The following is a 17,539-nucleotide window of genomic DNA, read 5'->3' as shown; positions in this document are numbered from 1 at the left end:
CCGCCGGGCTTCCCCTCCGCCACGACACCCCATAAACTCAGCCCCCCTTCAATCCACCGAGGTTTCGCATGAACAACAAGCTCCTGATCGCCAGCGCCCTCGCCGCCGGCCTGGCCCTGACCCAAGGCGCGGACGCCGCCGAGGCCGGCCGCGATTACATCAGCATCGTCGGCTCCTCGACCGTCTATCCCTTCGCCACCGTGGTCGCCGAACAATTCGGCAAGGGCGGCAAGTTCAAGACCCCCAAGGTCGAAGCCACCGGCACCGGCGGCGGCATCAAGCTGTTCTGCGGCGGGGTCGGCGTGCAATATCCCGATATCGCCAACGCCTCCCGCGCCATGAAGAAGACCGAGTTCGAGACCTGCCAGAAGGCCGGCGTCAAGGACATCGTGGAAGTGAAGATCGGCTACGACGGCATCGTCGCCGCGCAGTCCAAGAAATCCAAGGACAAGCTGGTGGAACTGACCCGCAAGGAACTCTACCTCGCCCTCGCCAAGCGCGTGCCCGACCCCGCCAAGCCGGACGGCGACGCCCTGGTCGAGAATCCCTACAAGACCTGGAACGAGATCAATCCCAAGCTCCCCAAGACCAAGATCGAAGTCCTCGGCCCGCCCCCGACCTCGGGCACCCGCGACGCCTTCGCCGAACTGGCCCTGGAAGGCGGCTGCGCCCAGATTCCCTGGATCAAGGCCAAGAAGGAAACCGACGACGCCTGGTTCAAGAACGTCTGCATGACCGTGCGCGAGGACGGTGCCTACATCGAGGCCGGCGAGAACGACAACCTGATCGTGCAGAAACTGGAAGCCAACCCCACCGCCGTCGGTGTCTTCGGCTACAGCTTCCTGGACCAGAACTCCGACAAGCTGCTGGCCGCCCCGGTCGATGGCGTCGCGCCCAGCTACGAGCATATCGCCTCCGGCAAGTACGCCATTTCCCGCCCGCTGTTCTTCTACGTGAAAAAGGCCCATGCCGGCATGATCCCCGGCATCGAGGCCTATGTGACCGAGTTCACCAGCGAGAAGGCGTTCGGCGAGGAAGGCTATCTGGCCGACAAGGGCTTGATCCCGCTGCCCGAAGCCGAACGCAAGCATGTCGCCGCCGCCGCCAAGAAAATGACCCCGATGACGATGAAATAAGCCGCGCCACCCCCGGCCCGGCATGAAAAACCCCGCCTAGGCGGGGTTTTTCGCGTTTCAGGACTTGCCCAGGGGCGGCGGGATCGGATGGGTGGTTTTTTGATAGGAAGCCAGGATGCGCTTCACATAGCTTTGGGTTTCCTTGTAGGGCGGCACGCCCTGGTATTGCTCCACCGTGCGTTCGCCCGCGTTGTAGGCGGCCAGCGCCCATTCCACCTTGCCCGAGAAATGCCGCAGCAGCCAATGCAGATAGGCCGTGCCGCCGCGGATGTTCTGTTCCGGGTCCCAGATATCCTTGACGCCGAAGCGCTCCGCCGTGGCCGGGATCAACTGCATCAAGCCTTGGGCGTTCTTGGGCGAGAGCGCCGCGGGATTGAAGCCGGACTCGGCCTGGATCACCGCCATCACCAACTCGGGATCGATGGAATAGACCGGGGCGATCCGCTCGACCCAATCCGCCACCACGCCGCGATGGGGATTCTTGCGCTTGAGGGTGGCGGTCACCACCGGGGGCGGCGGCTCGGGCTGGCAGGCCGGGTCTTCGGCGGCCTGGACCGCGCCGTAATGGGCCACCATCCTCGCCGCGTAGGCATCGCCCGCCTTGGCGGCGCGTTTGAACCAGCCCACCGCCAGTTCCGCCTTGCGCGGCAGGCCGCGCCCGTTGAAATACATCCACCCGAGGTTGTACGCCGCCATGGAATCGCCCAGCAGCGCCGCCTTGCAATAGAGCCGGTAGGCCTCGGCGTAATCCTGCCCGACGCCCCGGCCATGTTCATAGAGCGCCGCCCGCGCCCGCAAGCCCGCCGCTTGCTGGATGAAGTCCTGGGCCTGGGCCGAGGCGCTGCCCGCGAGCAGCCCGCCCAGCAATACGTATCTGAATAAAGCCACCTTTCCCCCATGCGCACCGTGTTTTATCCGGGGGAATTTAGCAAACTCGGGGATAAACCGATACCCGCCGGATCAAGGCCGACCCCGTGGCCGTTAGCCGCCGCCGTCGAGTTCCCGCCAGCGGAAGCAATCCACCCGATGGTCGTTGACCATCCCGACCGCCTGCATGAAGGCATAGCAAATCGTGGTGCCGACGAAACGGAAGCCGCGCCTTTTCATGTCCCGGCTCATGGCGTCGGATTCGGGGGAACGGGTCGGTATCTCGGCCATGTCCTGGAAGGCGTTGCGGCGCGGCCGCCCGTCCACGAAGCGCCAGAGATAGGCGTCGAAGCTGCCGAATTGCTCGCGGACGGCCAGATAGGCGCGGGCGTTGCCGATGGCGGATTCGATCTTGAGCCGGTTGCGGACGATGCCCGCGTCGGCCAGCAATTCGGCTTTTTTAAGCTCGTCGTAGCGGGCCATGCGTTCGGCGTCGAATTGGTCGAACGCGGCGCGGTAAGCCTCGCGCTTCCGCAAAATCGTGACCCAGGACAGGCCGGCCTGCGCCCCTTCCAGGATGAGGAACTCGAACAGCCGCCTATCGTCGTGCAGCGGCGAACCCCATTCGAGATCGTGGTATTGCTGTTCCAGCGGACTGCGTTCGGCCCAAGGACATCGTGGCATGGGGTGTTTCCCGTGATGGTTCATGAATCCGGCCCCGCGGGCCAGCGGCTCCACACCGGCACCAGCCCGGCGGGCAAGGGCGGCAGCCGTCCCAGCTTGAGCCAATGGTGGTCGGGGCTGTGGAAATCGGACCCCACCGAGGCCAGCAAACCGAAGCGCCGGGCCAGATCGGCGCTGGCCTGCACATCGTTGGGCACGGCCACGCCGGAAGCCACTTCGATCCCCTCCCCGCCCATCGCCTTGAATTCCGTCAACAGCCGCCGCAGCCAGCTTCCGGTGAGTTGATAACGCCGGGGATGGGCCACCACCGCGATCCCGCCCGCCGCGCGGACCCAGCCGATGGCCTCGGCCAGATCGGCCCATTGCGTGGCGACATAGCCCGGCTTGCCGTGGCCCAGATAGCGCTTGAAGGCATCGCCCGCATCCCCGGCCAAGCCCTGCCCGGCCAGATATTGGGCGAAATGGGTGCGGGTCACCATCCCCGTCCCGGCCAGGGCCGACACCGCCTCGAACACGCCGGGAATGCCATGCTTGGCCAAGCGCCGCCCGATTTCCACGGCGCGTTCATCGCGGATGGCCCGCAGCCGGGCCAAACCCGCCTGCAAAGCCGGATGCTCCGGGTCGATATTGAGGCCGACGATGTGCAGGGTCTTGTTCTGCCAAGTCACCGAGACCTCGACCGCCGGCACGATGCGGATAGCCAAACCGGCGGCGGCGCTCCGGGCCTCGGCCACGCCCGCCGTGGAATCATGGTCGGTCAAGGCCAGCACTTCGATCCCGGCCAAGGCGGCTTGGCGGACCAATTCGGCGGGCGCGTAAGCCCCGTCGGAGGCGGTGGAATGGGTGTGCAAATCGTGGCGGGGCATGGCCCGATCCAGGTTCACCGCCTCGGGCCGGCACCTAGCGCTCATCGCCATGCGAAGTCCGCCACATCGAAGCCAACAACCACACGCCCCCGACCCCCGCCGCCGTGAAGCCCAACACCCCCAGGGCGGGCAAACCGAACAGCAGCGGCCCGCCGTTGACGGTCATCACGATGGACGAGCCGATAATCAAGGACGCCGTCACCATGCCCACGGTCAAGCGGCTGGCGGCGCGGTCCATCAACCCGCCGAAATGCGCCAATTCCGGCATATCCACATTCACCTTCACCGCCCCGGCCCGCAACAAGCGCATGACCCGGCGGATATCGGCGGGCAAGCTGCCCAGCAGCGCCAGCACGCTACTGAGGTTGCGCTGGGCATGGCGCATCAGGACTTCCGGCTTGTGGCGCTCCAACATGGCCTGGCTCAGGCGCGGCGCGACCTGGCTCACGATATCGAAATCGGGGTCGATCTGGCGGCCCATGCCTTCCAGGGTGATCAGCGCCTTGAACAGCATGGTCAGGTCCGGCGGCAAGGTCAGCCGGTGTTCGCGCATCAGGGCGGTCATATCGCCCAGGATATCGCCCAGCCGCAATTGCCGCAGCGCCACGCCGTGGTATTTGTCGATGAACATGCCGACCTCGGAAATCAGCCGCTCGGTGCTGGGATTGCCCTCGTCGGTCCAGTCCAGCAACACATCCACCATGGCCGGGGCGTCGCGCACCACGATGGCGTTGAGCAGGTCCACCACCTGGGCGCGGCGGACTTCGGCCAGGGAACCCACCATGCCAAAATCGATGAAGGCCAGCCGGTTGCCGGACAGATAGATGAAATTCCCCGGATGCGGATCGGCATGGAAAAAACCGTCGATCAACACCATCTTCAGCACGGCGTCGGCCCCGCGCTGGGCCACGAGCTTGCGGTCAAAACCGGCGATGTGCTGGGTTTGGAGGCTCCGGCCCGGAATGCCATCGATGTATTCCTGGACATTGACGCGCTCGCCGCAATATTCCCAGAACACCTTGGGCACGACGATCTGGGCGTCGCCCGCGAAATTATTGGCGGCGCGTTCGGTATTGCGGGCCTCGGTCAGCAAATCCAGCTCGTTGCGCAGCGAGAGCTTGAACTGGCGCAGGATTTCCTGGGGATGGAAGCGGCGGGCGTCGGCGAATTCGCGCTCGATGATGACCACCAAGCGTTCCAAGAGGCGCAGATCGGCCTCGATGGTGGGACGGATACCCGGACGGCGGATTTTGACGATGACCTGCTGGCCGTCCGGCAACACCGCCCGATGCACCTGGGCGATGGAGGCCGTGCCCAGCGGGTTGGGGTCGATCTGGGCGAACACCTCGGACAGGGCCGCGCCCAAGTCCTCCTCCAACTGTGGACGCAGCGCCTCGAACGGCAAGGGCGGCACCCGATCGTGCAGTTTCTCGAATTCGGCGATCCACTCCGGCGTGAACAAATCCACCCGGGTCGAGAGGATTTGGCCGAATTTGATGAAGGTCGGTCCCATGTCCTCCATGGCCTTGCGCACCCGCTGCGGCGGGTCGAGGTGCAAGAGTTCCTCGAAGCGGGTCCAGTGCAAGGCCCGCCCGGCCCGCTCCAACACCGGCTCCATCCCCAGCCGCCGCACCACATCGCCGAAGCCATAGCGGATCAGGATCGAGGCGAGGTCGTGCAAACGGCCCAGGTCGCGCATGGCGCTCAAGGTTTCCAAGATCATCCTAGGGTGGTCCTCGTGCTGGGTGGAACCCGCCGCCTTGGGCGGTGACGCGATCCGGGGGATTGAAGCGGGTGGGCCGGGACAGACCGACCGGGGAAGGCAGGCCGGGCGGTCGGACCGAAATCGGCCAGCGCCCCGCCCGCGGCCCTGGGAGCGGGCCGGGGCTTAGGGGAATTTGCCTTGCGGGCGCGGCGGAGTGCGCTTCTGTTCGGCCTCCTCGGGCAGGATGATGTTGAGCTCGAGGATTTCGCGGCTATCGTCCTGTTCCATGGTGACGGTGATGGCGTCCTGGTCCACGTTCACATATTTACGGATCACCTCGAGCAAATCCCGCTGCAAATCGGCCAGATAATCCGGCCTATTGCGCTGCGAGCGTTCATGGGCCACCAGAATCTGCAAGCGCTCCTTGGCGATGGCCGCGCTGGTGGGCTTGGAACTCCGAAAATAATCCAAAAGGCCCATGGTCAGCCTCCCCCGAACAAGCGGCCAAACAAGCCTTTCTTTTCCTCTTCGACGAAACGATGGGGAACATGCTCGCCGAGATAACGGCGCACCACATCCGAATAAGCCTGCCCGGCATCGCTCTTCTCGTCGAGGATGACCGGGGTGCCGGAGTTGGAAGCGTTCAGCACCGCCTTGGATTCCGGGATCACGCCCAGGAGGTGGAGCGAGAGGATTTCCTGCACGTCCTCGACGCTGAGCATCTCGCCGAGCTTCACCCGCTGCGGCGAATAGCGGCTGAGCAAGAGATATTCCTTGATCGGTTCCTGGCCGAGTTCGGCGCGGCGCGACTTGCTGGCGAGGATGCCCAGCATCCGGTCGGAGTCCCGCACCGAGGAGACTTCCGGGTTGGTCACGACGATGGCGTCGTCGGCGAAATACATCGAGAGATAGGCACCGCGCTCGATCCCGGCCGGCGAATCGCAGACCACATACTCGAAGGTTTCCGACAGTTCGTTCAGCACCCGCTCGACGCCATCCTGGGTGAGGGCGTCCTTGTCGCGGGTCTGCGAGGCCGGGAGGATGTAGAGGTTCTCGCAGCGCTTATCGCGGATCAGGGCTTGGTTCAGGCTCGCTTCCTGGTTGATGACATTGACGAAGTCGTAGACCACCCGCCGCTCGCAGCCCATGATGAGGTCGAGGTTCCTCAGCCCTATATCGAAGTCGATCACGGCGGTGCGATGGCCCTTGAGCGCCAAGCCCATGGATAACGCGGCGCTGGTGGTGGTTTTGCCGACCCCGCCCTTGCCCGAAGTTACAACGATAATTCTTGCCACGCCTAACTCTCCAGATTCCAAAGATTTTTTGCTTATAGCGGATCGATGACCAAGGCGTTATCCACCAAATGGATGTGGGCCGGTTTGCCCCAGAGCGCCGGGTCGATGTTTTCGCTGATTTTGTACTGTGTGCCGATGCCCACCAGTTCGGCTTGCAAGTCGGCGCAGAAAATCCGCGCCTCCGGGTTGCCCTGTACCCCGGCCAGCGCCCGGCCCTTGAGCCTGCCGTAGATGTGGATATTGCCGTCGGCGATGATCTCGGCCCCGGCGCTGATCTGGGCGCGGACGATCAGGTCGCCGCCCTGGGCATAGACGCGCTGGCCCGAGCGCACCGGCTGCTCGACCAGCTTGGTGGCGGGCTGGGCTTTGGGCGGGGGTTCCGGGCTTTTGGCGGCGGGGCGCGGCGCGGCGGCTTGGGGGGCGATGTCCTTGCCATCGGCCAGCACCGCCAGATGGGCGGCCTGGGCGGCGGAATGCTGGGCCGGGTTGCCGCCGCGCACGCCCGCCGGCATCAGGTCGAGTTTCCGCAACAGCTTGAGCAGGGCCGGGAAATCGATCTTCTCGCGGTCGGGATCGAGTTCGGCCAGATCGAGGACCACCGGGGCGTAGCGGAAAAATTCGGGGGCCCGCCGGAGCTTCTCTTCGAGCTGGACGTTGACGGCGATCAGGTCGGCGGTGAAAAGCTTGAGGATGGGCAGGGTGATGGCACCCGCCCGGATGTCCAGCGCGGCGGAGGGTTGTTGCGGGTCGGGATTTTTCGCGGCCATCCTGGGGATACGCGGAATCGATGGGGTGGGTTCGGATCGGTGGCGCATTCTATCATCGCGCCTACCGCCGCGTAACCGTAGGCCCGCGTCCCAGGCCGGTGATTGGACCGCAACGGGCCGCGGGCGATATGCTGTGCCTTTATCCCCGCCCACCGCCCGCCATGACTGCCACCGAACCCCACCGTCCCCCCATCTTCATCGTCGGCTGCGGCGACATCGGCCAGCGCGTGGCCCGTTTGGAACTCGCCGCCGGCAATCTCGTAGCGGCGCTGGCCCGTTCGGAGGCTTCGGCCCGGACACTGGCGGCGCTGGGCATCCGCCCAATCCAGGGCGATTTGGACCACCCCGCCACCTTGACCCAGCTACCCGCCGCGCTGGCGACCCTCTATTACTTCGCCCCGCCCCCGCCCACCGGCGGCGACGACCCGCGGCTCCGGGCCTTGCTGGCGGCGCTTCCCGCCCCGCCGGAGCGCGTGGTCTATATCAGCACCAGCGGCGTCTATGGCGATTGCCAAGGCGCGTGGATCGACGAAGACGCCCCGCTCCAACCCCGGACCGACCGCGCCCGGCGGCGGCTGGCGGCGGAATCGGCCCTCCTGGCTTGGAGCGGACGCCAGGGCGTGCCCTGCGTAATCTTGCGGGTGCCGGGGATTTACGGGCCGGGGCGCTTGCCGGTGGAGCGCATCCGCCAGGGCATCCCCGTGGTCCATCCCGCGGAAGCGCCCTATAGCAACCGTATCCACGCCGACGACCTCGCCGCCGGGTGTTGCGCCGCCGCCCGCAAGGGGCGGCCCGGCACGGCCTACCACCTCAGCGACGGCCATCCCACCACCATGACCGATTATTTCCAGCGGGTCGCCGACGCGCTGGGCCTGCCCCGCCCGCCCCTGGTCGGCCTCGCCGAGGCCCGGCGGACTTTTTCGCCCGCCATGTTGTCGTTCCTGGAAGAATCGAAACGCCTGGACAACCGGCGGATGCTGGAAGAACTGGGCGTGGTGTTACGCTACCCGGATTTGGCCAGCGGCCTTCCGGCCTGCCTGGGGGAGGAATGAGGCGGAGAGTGGAGCTGGTCCGACACCTCCGGGCGACAGACCCGCCAACGCCCCATCGCTTTACCTGATCCCGCTTTTCCCGTAATTTGCTGGCCACTCCAAACCCCGGAACCCAACCCACAGCAGGTGCGAGCATGAGCCATTTTCCCGATGATCTGAAATACGCCAATACCCACGAATGGGCCAAGCTGGAAGACGGCGACACGGTGCGGGTCGGCATCTCCGATTTCGCCCAAAGCGAACTGGGCGATGTAGTGTTCGTCGAATTGCCCGTGGTGGGACGCAAGGTCAAGGCGGGCGAAGCCGTGGCCGTGGTCGAATCGGTGAAGGCGGCCTCCGATATTTTCAGCCCCGTGTCGGGCGAGATCGTCGCCACCAACCCCGCGCTGGCCGACACCCCGGAAACCCTCAACGAGGACGCCTACGCCGCTTGGCTGTTCGTGGTGCAGGCCGACGCCACCGCCGAACTGGACCAGCTCCTGAGCGCCGCGGCCTATCAGGAAGCGGTGGAACCGGGCTAAGCCCGGCCTTTTGGCACATTCCTATCCTTCCCCATGCCCTTCATCCCCCACACGCAAGCGGATATCCAAGCGATGCTGGCGGCCTTGGATGTCCACGCCATCGACGACCTGTTCGATGAAATCCCAGCGTCCTTGCGGGCCGATATCGATCCGGCCCCCACGCCCGGACTCAAGGAAATGGAGATCGCCCGGCTCATGCGCGAGCGGGCCCGGCTGAACCGTCCGCTGCTGTGCTTCGCGGGCGGCGGTGCCTACGAACACCATATCCCGGCGGCGGTGTGGACGGTGGCGGGCCGGGGCGAATTCTACAGCGCCTACACGCCCTACCAGGCCGAAGCCAGCCAGGGCACCCTGCAAACCCTCTACGAATACCAGAGCATGATGGCGGGCCTGACCGGGATGGAAGTCGCCAATGCTTCGCTGTACGACGCGGCTTCGGGCCTGGCCGAGGCGGTGCTGATGGCGGTGCGGGCCAACCGCGAATCCCAATCCCGGCGGGTCTTGGTGCCGCGCAGCCTGCCGCCGGTCTATCGCGCGGTGCTGGCGAGCATCGTCCAGGCCCAAGCCCTGGAATTGATCGAACTGCCCTACGATCCCGCCACCGGTTGCACCGATCTGGCCGGCCTCGATGCCCACGCGGCTGGCGATATCGCCGCCGTGGTCATCCCCCAGCCCAATGGCTTCGGCGGTTTGGAGCCGGTGGACGCCCTGACCGATTGGGCCAAATCCCACCGCGCCCTGGCCGTCGCCCTAGTCAATCCCACCGCCCTGGGCTTGCTCAAACCGCCCGGAGAATGGGGCGCGGCGGGGGCCGATATCGCCTGTGGCAACGGCCAGCCCTTGGGCATCCCGCTGGCGGGCGGCGGGCCATATTTCGGCTTCCTGTGCTGCCGCAAGGCGCTGGTGCATTCGATGCCGGGACGCCTCGTGGGCCGCACCATGGACCTGGACGGCAAACCCGGCTTCACCCTCACCCTGCAAGCCCGCGAGCAGCACATCCGGCGCGGACGGGCCACCTCCAACATCTGCACCAACCAAGGCTTGATGGTCACGGCGGCGACGATCTATCTGGCCCTGCTGGGACCGGAAGGCTTGAAGCAGGTCGCGCTGGCCTGCCACCACCAGACCCGCGCCTTGCTGGCAACATTGACCGGCATCGCGGGCGTGGAGCGGGTGTTCGCCGGGCCGTGCTTCCATGAGGCGGTCTACCGCACACCGCTTCCCGCCGCCACGGTGCTGGAAGGTCTGGCGGAACGGGGCATCCTGGGTGGGGTGGACCTATCGGGGGCTTATCCCGAGCTGGGCGCGGCGATCCTGACCTGCGCCACGGAACTCAGGACCGAAGCCGATATCGCGGCCTACGCGGAAGCGCTGCGGGCGGTCCTGGCGGACTAGGGCATTTTCGGTTTGAGTGTACGGTGCCGAGGGGAAGTTGGAGTGCGCGCTTCAAAAACCTGATGCCGCGCCGATACCCCCCCTTCCTCTCTATCCGCTCATTGCCCGGATAAATACAGCAAATCCAAGCCGCAGGGCAGATCGTTCAAATAGTCGATGGCCTCGGCCACATGGGCGCGGGGAATAATCGAGCCATGCTGGGGCAGGATCGCCATGATATCGACCTCCCGTAGTTTGCGCGTGAATCCCCGGCTGGCCTTGTTGCCCGCCATATAGTCGGTATGGAACATTTCCATTTTGAACGACAAGGTATTGAAATCATCGCTGACCAGGGTCCAATCCATACCCACCGCAGCCCAAATATCCCCCGAAAACAGGAATCCCGAAGCGGTATCGTAGCTCGCGAAAGCACCGGGGAAATGCAGGAAAGGCGCTTCGATAAAACGCAGGCGGGCACCCGATGAAAATTCAAGCACGGGTTTCTCGACGATATCGACCGCTGGATATTTGGGCTTCCCGTAATGCGGCAAAAGAGCGTGGGTGCGCGTCGAGCTATACACCTTAATATCCGGGTGCAGGTCCAGCCAATCCACCATCGAGGCGGCCACATCCGGGTCTTGATGGCAAAGCACCATGCCCTTGATCCGCCCGGTGGGCATGATTTGTTCGACCCGCCGTTTGATTTGGGAAAACCCTGGCCTGCCGCCGGGATCGACCAGATATCCTTCTCCGCCATCCTCGATCAAGTAAACATTGCAGCGGAAAGCCGTATCCTGCTCGATCCCCAGCCAATATATGGCGTGGTGGCCATCCTGGAACAAGCAAGTTGGGATATCGAACGCCGGTTTGCTGTGGGCATAATCCAATAAGTCGATACGGTTCATGGCGATACTCCGGCGGTGGATAATCAACGGGTGGCCTGATACAGCTTGGTATACTCGCGGCGCAAGGTTTCGTAATTCCGGTTCAGACGGTCCACCAGCTTGACTTTGGCTTCCAATTGCTTGGCCAAATCCCCCTTCTCCTCGGCCAGCCTATCCCGCTCCCGCACGATCTTAGGCAGCGATTTGCGATAGTTCTGGACGGTCAATTGCAGATTGCGGACTTGTTGCCCTAGGGCTTCGAGCTGCGGCGCCATATGGCCTTGGGCGCGCTCCAAGGAAAAAGCCAGTTGTTGCAATTCGAAATTGCTCTTTTCGATATCGGCCAGCAAGGGTTGCAATTGGCCGCCGCGGTCCATCTTGGCGACGGATTCGAGATTGACCCGCAGGTTATGATGGGCTTGCCGAACATCCTCGCACTTCCGTTTGATATCGGCGGTGACATCACGGGTCGCGGCCAGGAGGGTCAAGCCTTGGTTATGCTGGGACAAGAATTCCGCAAACGCCGCATCCCATTCCTGGGTATCGGCCCGCTCCATGTCGTCATCGGTGGGCTTGCCGGCTCCTTGGTGCGCCTCGGCGGACAAGGCTGTCAACCGCCTGGCCAACAAATCAAATAGTGCGTGGATATTGGCGAAAATATCGTCCCAAGCCCCGACATCGGCCAGCCGCAAATCGGCGAATGGCGGCAACAACGCGCTGAGGCAGGCGGCTTCGGCCTGGCGGAATTCGGGATAGCGCAAGGGATCCTTTTGGACGGCCTCGATGGATTCGGCGAGATGTTCGGCCACCTGCCCGCAAATCTGGATCAACAATCGCCGTTCCGAACGCAAGCGCCACCAACGGTAGCCGAAAAACCCCATCAGTCCGAGGCTGACCAGCAGGGCTTCGGCCAATATATAAATCCAGACATAGTCGTTTTGGTTCATGGCATGGGCCCTGGACGGCGCGGCGGGACGCCGTGTTCCGTGGATTTCCGCGCCGCACGCAAGGCCAGGGTCTGCTGTTTATCCCGGCCCGACCGATACTTCCAAAACCAAACGCCGCCACCCACCAAGGCCACCAAGATCAGGTTCAGCGCGACGATCCAGCCCAAGCCGCCCAGCGAGGGATTGCCCGCCGTGGGAGGAGGTGGCCCAGGTACCGGAGCCGAAGCAGCGGGAACTGGGGCGGGCGGTGACGGCCCCTCCTCGCGCGGTGCCGCCGCCGCTGGCGGGATGGCTGCGGGTTCCGCCGCCAAAACAGTCACCGACATTTCCCTGCGGCGCTGGAATACCGGGTTTTCCGCCAAGGCCGCCAGCCGATAGCCCCCTTCAGCCGCGAATCGCAATAGCCCGTGGAATTCCCCAGGACGCCCGGTCCGGGCATCCGGCAGCCAGGCCAAGGGTTCCAAGGACATCCCGGTTTCGCCATGGCCCGTGACCTCGACTTTCAATCCTTCCAATAGCCGCTGATCGGACACTGGTTGGCCGCGATAACTCAGGCGCACGGTGATTTCAACCGGTCGCCCCACCCGGATCGGCGGATGAACTTCCATGCCCAGGTCCAGATCGCTATCCAAATAAGCTTTTTTTTCGCCCGACGCGCCGAGCATCCGCCAAGTTCCCACGGCGGGGCGCGGCACGGTGATCCGGTCGAAAGGACCATGGTGCCGCCATTCCAAACCCAGCGCCTTATCCTGCCCGTCGAATTCTTTGCCACTGGGATCGACCAGCCGAATCCGCTCCCGTTCCGAATCCCGTTCCACCAAGAGCTTGAGTTCCCGGACTTCCTTGTCGACCGCCACCCGCCCATCCCGTACCGGTACCGACAAGGGCTGGTCGGTTTCTTCGAACAAGCGGATAAACGCTTTGTAAATATCGGCCACCCGTTCCGCCCGCAGCGCTCGGCCTCCGGTGGCTTCGGCGATGCGCCCGAGAAAGGCCAGATCGGCTTCGGCCGAGAACGCCACGCAATAAACCTTGATCCCGACGGCGCGGAATTCGGGGAGCAACGCCAGGATGAGCGCTTGGGCCGTATTGTTGGCGGCGGCGTCTCCGAGATCGAGTTGACCGTCCGAAAATATCACCACCATGCGCCGGGTATCCGGCGGGGCGGCAGCGACGATCAGGTCTTCATAGGCCAACCGCAGGGCCTCGCCGAAATCGGTGCGCTGGCCGTTCATGGGGAGCGCCTGCGCCAGCCGGGACAGCCGTTCCCGGACGGCGGGCCCGGACCCGGCGGTGAGCGGCAGCAAGGTCTCGGCCCGCCCGGCGAAACCCATGAATTCCAGCCGGTCATCCTTGCCGAGCAGGTCGGCGAACAATTCCACGCCCTGGACGCTATCGCGGTTGGGATCGGTCCTTTTCATGCTGCCGGAGTGGTCGAGGGCCAATATCACATCCACCGGGGCGGCCTGGACAGGGCCACCGAACAGGGCGGCCAGCACCGTGACGCAGCAGGGAAGGAACATGGGCTTCATGGCGGCGGGCCTTCCATAGCGGATGGAACCAAGGTCGCCATCAGGGCGTCCAGATCGGCATCGGCGTAGCGGCCATAACGGATTTCGACCAGGAAAGGCAGAGCATCGCCGTTGCAATGCCGGTAATGCTCCCGGGCTGTATAGGCTTCCACCGCCCCGCGCAGCAAGCTTTCAATACCTTGGCGATGAGTTTCATGATCCAGCGGCATGAGCAAATCCAGCCAAGCCATGCCCAACAAAGCCTCCTCCCGATAACCCAGGAATTGGCAAAGGGTTTGATTGGCCTTTTGCAAATGGCCGGAACGGGGATCGACGATCATCAGGCCGATAGGCACCCTATCGATCCCCGCACGCAACCAAGCGCCCTGACGGCGCGCTTCCTCCTGGACACGGCAGCGTTCGCTAATATCCAAGGCGGAAGGGACCAGGTATGTCACCTGCCCCTCCGCATCGAAGATGGGCGTGATTCCGAAATCGATGGTCGCGCAGTCGCCGGGACGGTACTGTATTTGGGTATCGTAACGGACCGTCCTGCCTTGGGCGGCCTCGGTCAATGCTTCGCGCAGCCGCTGCTGGCTCGCTTCCGAAGCGCTCCACCAAGGGGTATCCTCGAAAGGCCGACCCTGCACGTCTTCCAATCGCAGCCCCACCGTTTCCAGCGCGGTGCGGTTAATGTCGATCACCATGCCCTCGGGCGTCAGGATGCCGGCATAGATGAACAGGCTGTCGAGCAACTGACGGAATTCTTGGGCTTGGCGGTCGAGGCCACGGGTCCTGCGGCGTCGATCCATTTCCATGGCGAGGCGGCTGGCGATCAAGCATAGATAGATTTGCCAGGACCCTATATCCGGGCGGGGCGCGGTATCGGCCAACAACAAGCCACCGAGCGGTTCGTTGCCTATCCACAAGGGCATGGCGATGAAAGACCGTCCACCGAGTTGGCGCAACCCCTCGCAGCCGGGATCGCCGCCGTTCCTGGCGAGGTCGGTTTCGTACCAGGAGGTGCCACGGGCCGAGACGGTGGCGGTGATGGATTCGCCGACAGCCTGCGGAACGGAACAGCCCAGGGACTCCATCCGCTCGGTCAGGGGGTTATAGAGATCGATGCAAACCATCGGAAACTCCAGGCGTTGCGCGAGGAGTTCGGCCACCTGCCGGTAGGGTTCCGATGCCTGGCGATGCTTCAGGAATACCGCCGAGATCAATTGGATGGCCTCGTTGGCGATCTCGTTCAAACGGCGCTCGGTGATATCGAAGGCGATCCCGTCCAACCGCTGGGGCCGGCCGTTGGCGTCGAACACCATGCGGCCTTGGATATTGACCCAGCGCCGGTGGCCATCCAGGCGCATGATCTGGTAGTCGCCGCCCAGCGCCCCGGTCAATTTGGCTTGGTTCAGATCATCCATGAGCCGAATCCGATCACCGGGAAGCAACATGTCCCGCCATAAGCCGGGCTGGGCAAGCATAACCTCCGCCGCGTAGCCGGTCATACGCGCTATCGAAGGATTGGTATAAACAAGATCGAAGGTATAGGGGTCCAGCGACCAGACGACCCCATCGATATTATCCAGCATGGCGCCTAGGCGGTCGCGGCTGGACCGCAACGCCTCGCGCTGGGCGAGGAGTTCCAACCCGCGGGTGGTGTTTTCCGCCAAACGCTCGAGGAACGGTTCGACATGCTGGGAGAACGGTTCGGGTTGGCCGCCGAACAACAGCAAAGCCCCCGCCAAGCCCGGTTCCCCGGCTATGGGTACCGCGGCGTAGCACCCGAACCCCGTCAGGGGCGTTTCGCCCAGCCAAGGCAAACGGAATACCAGCCCGCGGGCATCGGGGAACCAAGCGGGTCCACCATCGCGGGCGCATCGCACCTCGTCCGCCACTTCCCGGACGGTTCCCCGGTGCGTTTGGGCCACCGGCAAGGCCCCCGGATGGTTGCCGAAATAGGCCAACAACATCGGCTCGCCATTCCGTCCCATGCCGCCATAGGCACAAGCCATCGCAAACCCACCATGGCGGACCACCAAACGGCAGGTTTCCCCCAAAAACCCATCCGGCCCGACCTGTGATAAGACGCAGGGATTGCAGCGGCTCAGCACCCTGCCCAGTTCGGACAGGCGGCGGATTTCAGCTTCCACCCGGCGGCGCTCGCTGATATCGCGGATGACGCTTTGCATCAGCAGGACATCGCCATAACCGATGCGATGGGTATTCACCTCGACCGGGAAATCCCCGCCTTGCCATGAACGGTGCAGCGTTTCGAAGCGCGCTTGGCCTTGGTCCACGGCTTTGTTCCATTCCGCCTTGGCAGCGGCGCGTAGCTCGGGCGGGACCAAATCCAGCAGCGACAGGCCGCACAAAGCTTCGTGGCTTTGGCCATAGGCGTCGATGGCGCGTTGATTGGCATCGCGGATATTCCCATCGCCGTCGGTCAATAAGATGATATCGGTGGCATCGCGGGCCAGGTCGTCCAAGCGCATGGATAGGATGGCCCGCTTGGCCCGCTCCTCTTGATAGGCCGACTCCAAGGCATAGCGCCGCCTGCGCCAAGCCAGCGCGGTGGCCGTGCCCGCCGCCAACATCAACGCCAGGCAGGTCCCGGTAACGATGGCGGCGTCGCGGCGGGCCGGGGCATCGATCTCGCCGACATCGACCTTGGCGATCAACCGCCAAGGCGTGCCCGCGATGCCGGTAATGGATGCCAATACCCGCACTCCGCGATAATCCTGGCCCGTGGCGATGCCTTGCTGGCCTTCGACGGCACGCACGGCCAGCAACGCCTGGTTGCTCAAGGGGAAACTCAGGTTGAAAGCCGCGTCCCGATGGTGCCGCAAGGCATTCAGGAACAACACCGAACCGGCTTCGCGGCGAACCAGCACGGTTTCAGCGGAACCGCTGGGCAGCGGCCAGGATTGGATCAAGGGGAACAGGAATTCGTTGGCGGAAGTGGTGAAGGCCAACACGGCGGCCGGGCGTTCGCTATCGAGCCCGCTGAGCGGTGCGATGAAATCCATATTGACCTCCGAACCGGCGCCCTTCACCATCCGGTACAGGTCGGAGAATTGAACCTGCCCGCTGGCCATGGCCATGCGGCTCAGTTCCACGAATTGGGGCGACAGCGCGGGTTCCGCCCCCACCCGCAACCGCACCCGCCCTTCGCCGTCCAACAATGCCACGCTGGTGTAGCCAAGGAACTCCTTGATGGTCCATAAGCGCTTTTCGATCTGCCGCTCCTGGGAGCGGTCCTTGCCATTCCCCGCCAACCATTGCACGACGACTTCCCCGAAAATACTGCCCTTGCGCCAAGTCATGGCGGCCCGGCGGCGTTCTCCGAGCCAGGCTTCGATTTGTTGCCGCTTGAAGTCGGCGATGGCGGCCAGTTGGTTTTCCTGTATGGTGCGGTGTTGCAACCGTTCATGGCGGTAGAAGACCCAACCGAACACACCGATCAATGTGGCGATCCCCAGGAAAATCCCCAGCGGAATCCAAGGCCGAGGCCGTAACTTGGCATCGGGTGTTTCGTCTTGAACTTGACCGGGATGAGCGGCCAGGGATGAGCGCCCATCGCTATTTCCAAGCTTTCTTCGATGGTGCCACCAGAACACGGCGGCAAGCAACAAGGCTGCGGAACCCCCCTCCCACCACCAGCCAAGGGCGATGGCATCGGTGAACGTCCCGGCGAAGGCGGCATGAGATAAGGCCATGCCCGCACTTCCTACCGCCAGCGCCAGGAGATTCAGACCAGTTCGGGCTCTCATGCGGGGCTATCCCCTATATACCTGATTAATAAAAGATATTTGTTGGGTGATGGGCCAAGGCGGTCATGCTCGTACACAGTATAGGCAGGTTTTCAGAACCCCCCGGCACTTGCCAAGCCAAGGTCGAGCGGGGATTTCCATGGGCGGTTCGCGG

At 64.1% G+C, this 17,539-nt stretch carries 15 protein-coding genes; 4 read left to right on the top strand and 11 right to left on the bottom strand.

Annotated features, from left to right (window positions below):
- Positions 1 to 68: 68 nt before the first annotated feature.
- A complete protein-coding gene (locus K5658_RS01295) occupies positions 69 to 1,136 on the top strand; it encodes a PstS family phosphate ABC transporter substrate-binding protein (protein WP_221065202.1) in 1,068 nt (355 codons plus the stop codon).
- Between the two features lie 57 nt (positions 1,137 to 1,193).
- On the opposite strand, the gene K5658_RS01290 is transcribed toward K5658_RS01295, so the two are convergent.
- From K5658_RS01290 to minC, 7 genes are all read right to left on the bottom strand, one after another.
- A complete protein-coding gene (locus K5658_RS01290) occupies positions 1,194 to 2,024 on the bottom strand; it encodes a lytic transglycosylase domain-containing protein (protein ID WP_246628539.1) in 831 nt (276 codons plus the stop codon).
- Between the two features lie 93 nt (positions 2,025 to 2,117).
- Positions 2,118 to 2,687, bottom strand: a complete 570-nt coding sequence (locus tag K5658_RS01285) for a DNA-3-methyladenine glycosylase I (RefSeq protein ID WP_221065201.1) — start codon at positions 2,685 to 2,687, stop codon at positions 2,118 to 2,120.
- Positions 2,688 to 2,707: 20 nt separating this feature from the next.
- Positions 2,708 to 3,598: a PHP domain-containing protein gene (locus K5658_RS01280; RefSeq protein WP_246628538.1), complete on the bottom strand. Its 891-nt coding sequence runs from the start codon at positions 3,596 to 3,598 to the stop codon at positions 2,708 to 2,710.
- On the bottom strand, positions 3,588 to 5,276 hold the full coding sequence (locus tag K5658_RS01275; RefSeq protein ID WP_221065200.1) for an ABC1 kinase family protein: 1,689 nt from the start codon (positions 5,274 to 5,276) through the stop codon (positions 3,588 to 3,590). Before K5658_RS01275 ends, K5658_RS01280 begins: the two co-directional genes overlap by 11 nt.
- 165 nt (positions 5,277 to 5,441) lie before the next feature.
- Positions 5,442 to 5,738, bottom strand: a complete 297-nt coding sequence (gene minE, locus K5658_RS01270) for a cell division topological specificity factor MinE (RefSeq protein ID WP_221065199.1) — start codon at positions 5,736 to 5,738, stop codon at positions 5,442 to 5,444.
- Between the two features lie 2 nt (positions 5,739 to 5,740).
- Positions 5,741 to 6,553, bottom strand: a complete 813-nt coding sequence (gene minD / locus K5658_RS01265) for a septum site-determining protein MinD (RefSeq protein WP_085210123.1) — start codon at positions 6,551 to 6,553, stop codon at positions 5,741 to 5,743.
- 32 nt (positions 6,554 to 6,585) lie between these two features.
- A complete protein-coding gene (gene minC / locus K5658_RS01260) occupies positions 6,586 to 7,320 on the bottom strand; it encodes a septum site-determining protein MinC (RefSeq protein ID WP_221065198.1) in 735 nt (244 codons plus the stop codon).
- Positions 7,321 to 7,481: 161 nt separating this feature from the next.
- Here minC and K5658_RS01255 point away from each other — a divergent pair, with 161 nt between their 5' ends.
- The 3 genes from K5658_RS01255 (at position 7,482) to gcvPA (ending at position 10,288) form a co-directional block, all read left to right on the top strand.
- Entirely contained in the window at positions 7,482 to 8,372 is an 891-nt protein-coding gene (locus K5658_RS01255; protein ID WP_221065197.1) for an SDR family oxidoreductase, read from the top strand.
- A 134-nt stretch (positions 8,373 to 8,506) separates the two neighbouring features.
- Positions 8,507 to 8,893: a glycine cleavage system protein GcvH gene (gcvH, locus tag K5658_RS01250; RefSeq protein WP_221065196.1), complete on the top strand. Its 387-nt coding sequence runs from the start codon at positions 8,507 to 8,509 to the stop codon at positions 8,891 to 8,893.
- A gap of 33 nt (positions 8,894 to 8,926) precedes the next feature.
- Positions 8,927 to 10,288 carry an aminomethyl-transferring glycine dehydrogenase subunit GcvPA gene (gene gcvPA / locus K5658_RS01245; RefSeq protein WP_221065195.1) on the top strand — a complete coding sequence of 454 codons (1,362 nt, stop codon included), beginning with the start codon at positions 8,927 to 8,929 and terminating at the stop codon, positions 10,286 to 10,288.
- A 98-nt stretch (positions 10,289 to 10,386) separates the two neighbouring features.
- Here the strand turns inward: gcvPA and K5658_RS01240 are convergent, their stop codons facing one another.
- Genes K5658_RS01240 through K5658_RS01225 form a run of 4 tightly spaced genes read right to left on the bottom strand, consistent with a single transcriptional unit; the run spans position 10,387 to position 17,331 of the window.
- Positions 10,387 to 11,172: an oxygen-binding di-iron domain-containing protein gene (locus K5658_RS01240; RefSeq protein ID WP_221065194.1), complete on the bottom strand. Its 786-nt coding sequence runs from the start codon at positions 11,170 to 11,172 to the stop codon at positions 10,387 to 10,389.
- Between the two features lie 23 nt (positions 11,173 to 11,195).
- Complete coding sequence (locus tag K5658_RS01235) at positions 11,196 to 12,098, bottom strand: hypothetical protein (RefSeq protein ID WP_221065193.1); 903 nt, start codon at positions 12,096 to 12,098, stop codon at positions 11,196 to 11,198.
- Positions 12,095 to 13,630 (bottom strand): vWA domain-containing protein, encoded by a 1,536-nt coding sequence (locus K5658_RS01230; RefSeq protein WP_221065192.1) that lies wholly within the window; start codon positions 13,628 to 13,630, stop codon positions 12,095 to 12,097. Before K5658_RS01230 ends, K5658_RS01235 begins: the two co-directional genes overlap by 4 nt.
- Positions 13,627 to 17,331: a PAS domain-containing protein gene (locus K5658_RS01225; RefSeq protein ID WP_221065191.1), complete on the bottom strand. Its 3,705-nt coding sequence runs from the start codon at positions 17,329 to 17,331 to the stop codon at positions 13,627 to 13,629. The genes K5658_RS01230 and K5658_RS01225 overlap by 4 nt, the downstream gene beginning before the upstream one ends.
- Positions 17,332 to 17,539 lie beyond the last annotated feature (208 nt).

The organism is Methylomagnum ishizawai (genome assembly GCF_019670005.1).
Taxonomy (GTDB): Bacteria; Pseudomonadota; Gammaproteobacteria; order Methylococcales; family Methylococcaceae; genus Methylomagnum; species Methylomagnum ishizawai.
The sequence above is the reverse complement of the archived record's forward strand: the minus strand, read 5'-3'. Positions and strand labels throughout refer to the sequence as shown.

Coding starts and splice junctions, on each gene's coding strand:
- K5658_RS01295 (WP_221065202.1), top strand. CDS start 69: ATGAACAACAAGCTCCTGATCGCCAGCGCCCTCGCCGCCGGCCTGGCC.
- K5658_RS01285 (WP_221065201.1), bottom strand. CDS start 2,687: ATGCCACGATGTCCTTGGGCCGAACGCAGTCCGCTGGAACAGCAATAC.
- K5658_RS01280 (WP_246628538.1), bottom strand. CDS start 3,598: ATGAGCGCTAGGTGCCGGCCCGAGGCGGTGAACCTGGATCGGGCCATG.
- K5658_RS01275 (WP_221065200.1), bottom strand. CDS start 5,276: ATGATCTTGGAAACCTTGAGCGCCATGCGCGACCTGGGCCGTTTGCAC.
- minE (WP_221065199.1), bottom strand. CDS start 5,738: ATGGGCCTTTTGGATTATTTTCGGAGTTCCAAGCCCACCAGCGCGGCC.
- minC (WP_221065198.1), bottom strand. CDS start 7,320: ATGGCCGCGAAAAATCCCGACCCGCAACAACCCTCCGCCGCGCTGGAC.
- K5658_RS01255 (WP_221065197.1), top strand. CDS start 7,482: ATGACTGCCACCGAACCCCACCGTCCCCCCATCTTCATCGTCGGCTGC.
- gcvH (WP_221065196.1), top strand. CDS start 8,507: ATGAGCCATTTTCCCGATGATCTGAAATACGCCAATACCCACGAATGG.
- gcvPA (WP_221065195.1), top strand. CDS start 8,927: ATGCCCTTCATCCCCCACACGCAAGCGGATATCCAAGCGATGCTGGCG.
- K5658_RS01240 (WP_221065194.1), bottom strand. CDS start 11,172: ATGAACCGTATCGACTTATTGGATTATGCCCACAGCAAACCGGCGTTC.
- K5658_RS01235 (WP_221065193.1), bottom strand. CDS start 12,098: ATGAACCAAAACGACTATGTCTGGATTTATATATTGGCCGAAGCCCTG.
- K5658_RS01230 (WP_221065192.1), bottom strand. CDS start 13,630: ATGAAGCCCATGTTCCTTCCCTGCTGCGTCACGGTGCTGGCCGCCCTG.
- K5658_RS01225 (WP_221065191.1), bottom strand. CDS start 17,331: ATGGCCTTATCTCATGCCGCCTTCGCCGGGACGTTCACCGATGCCATC.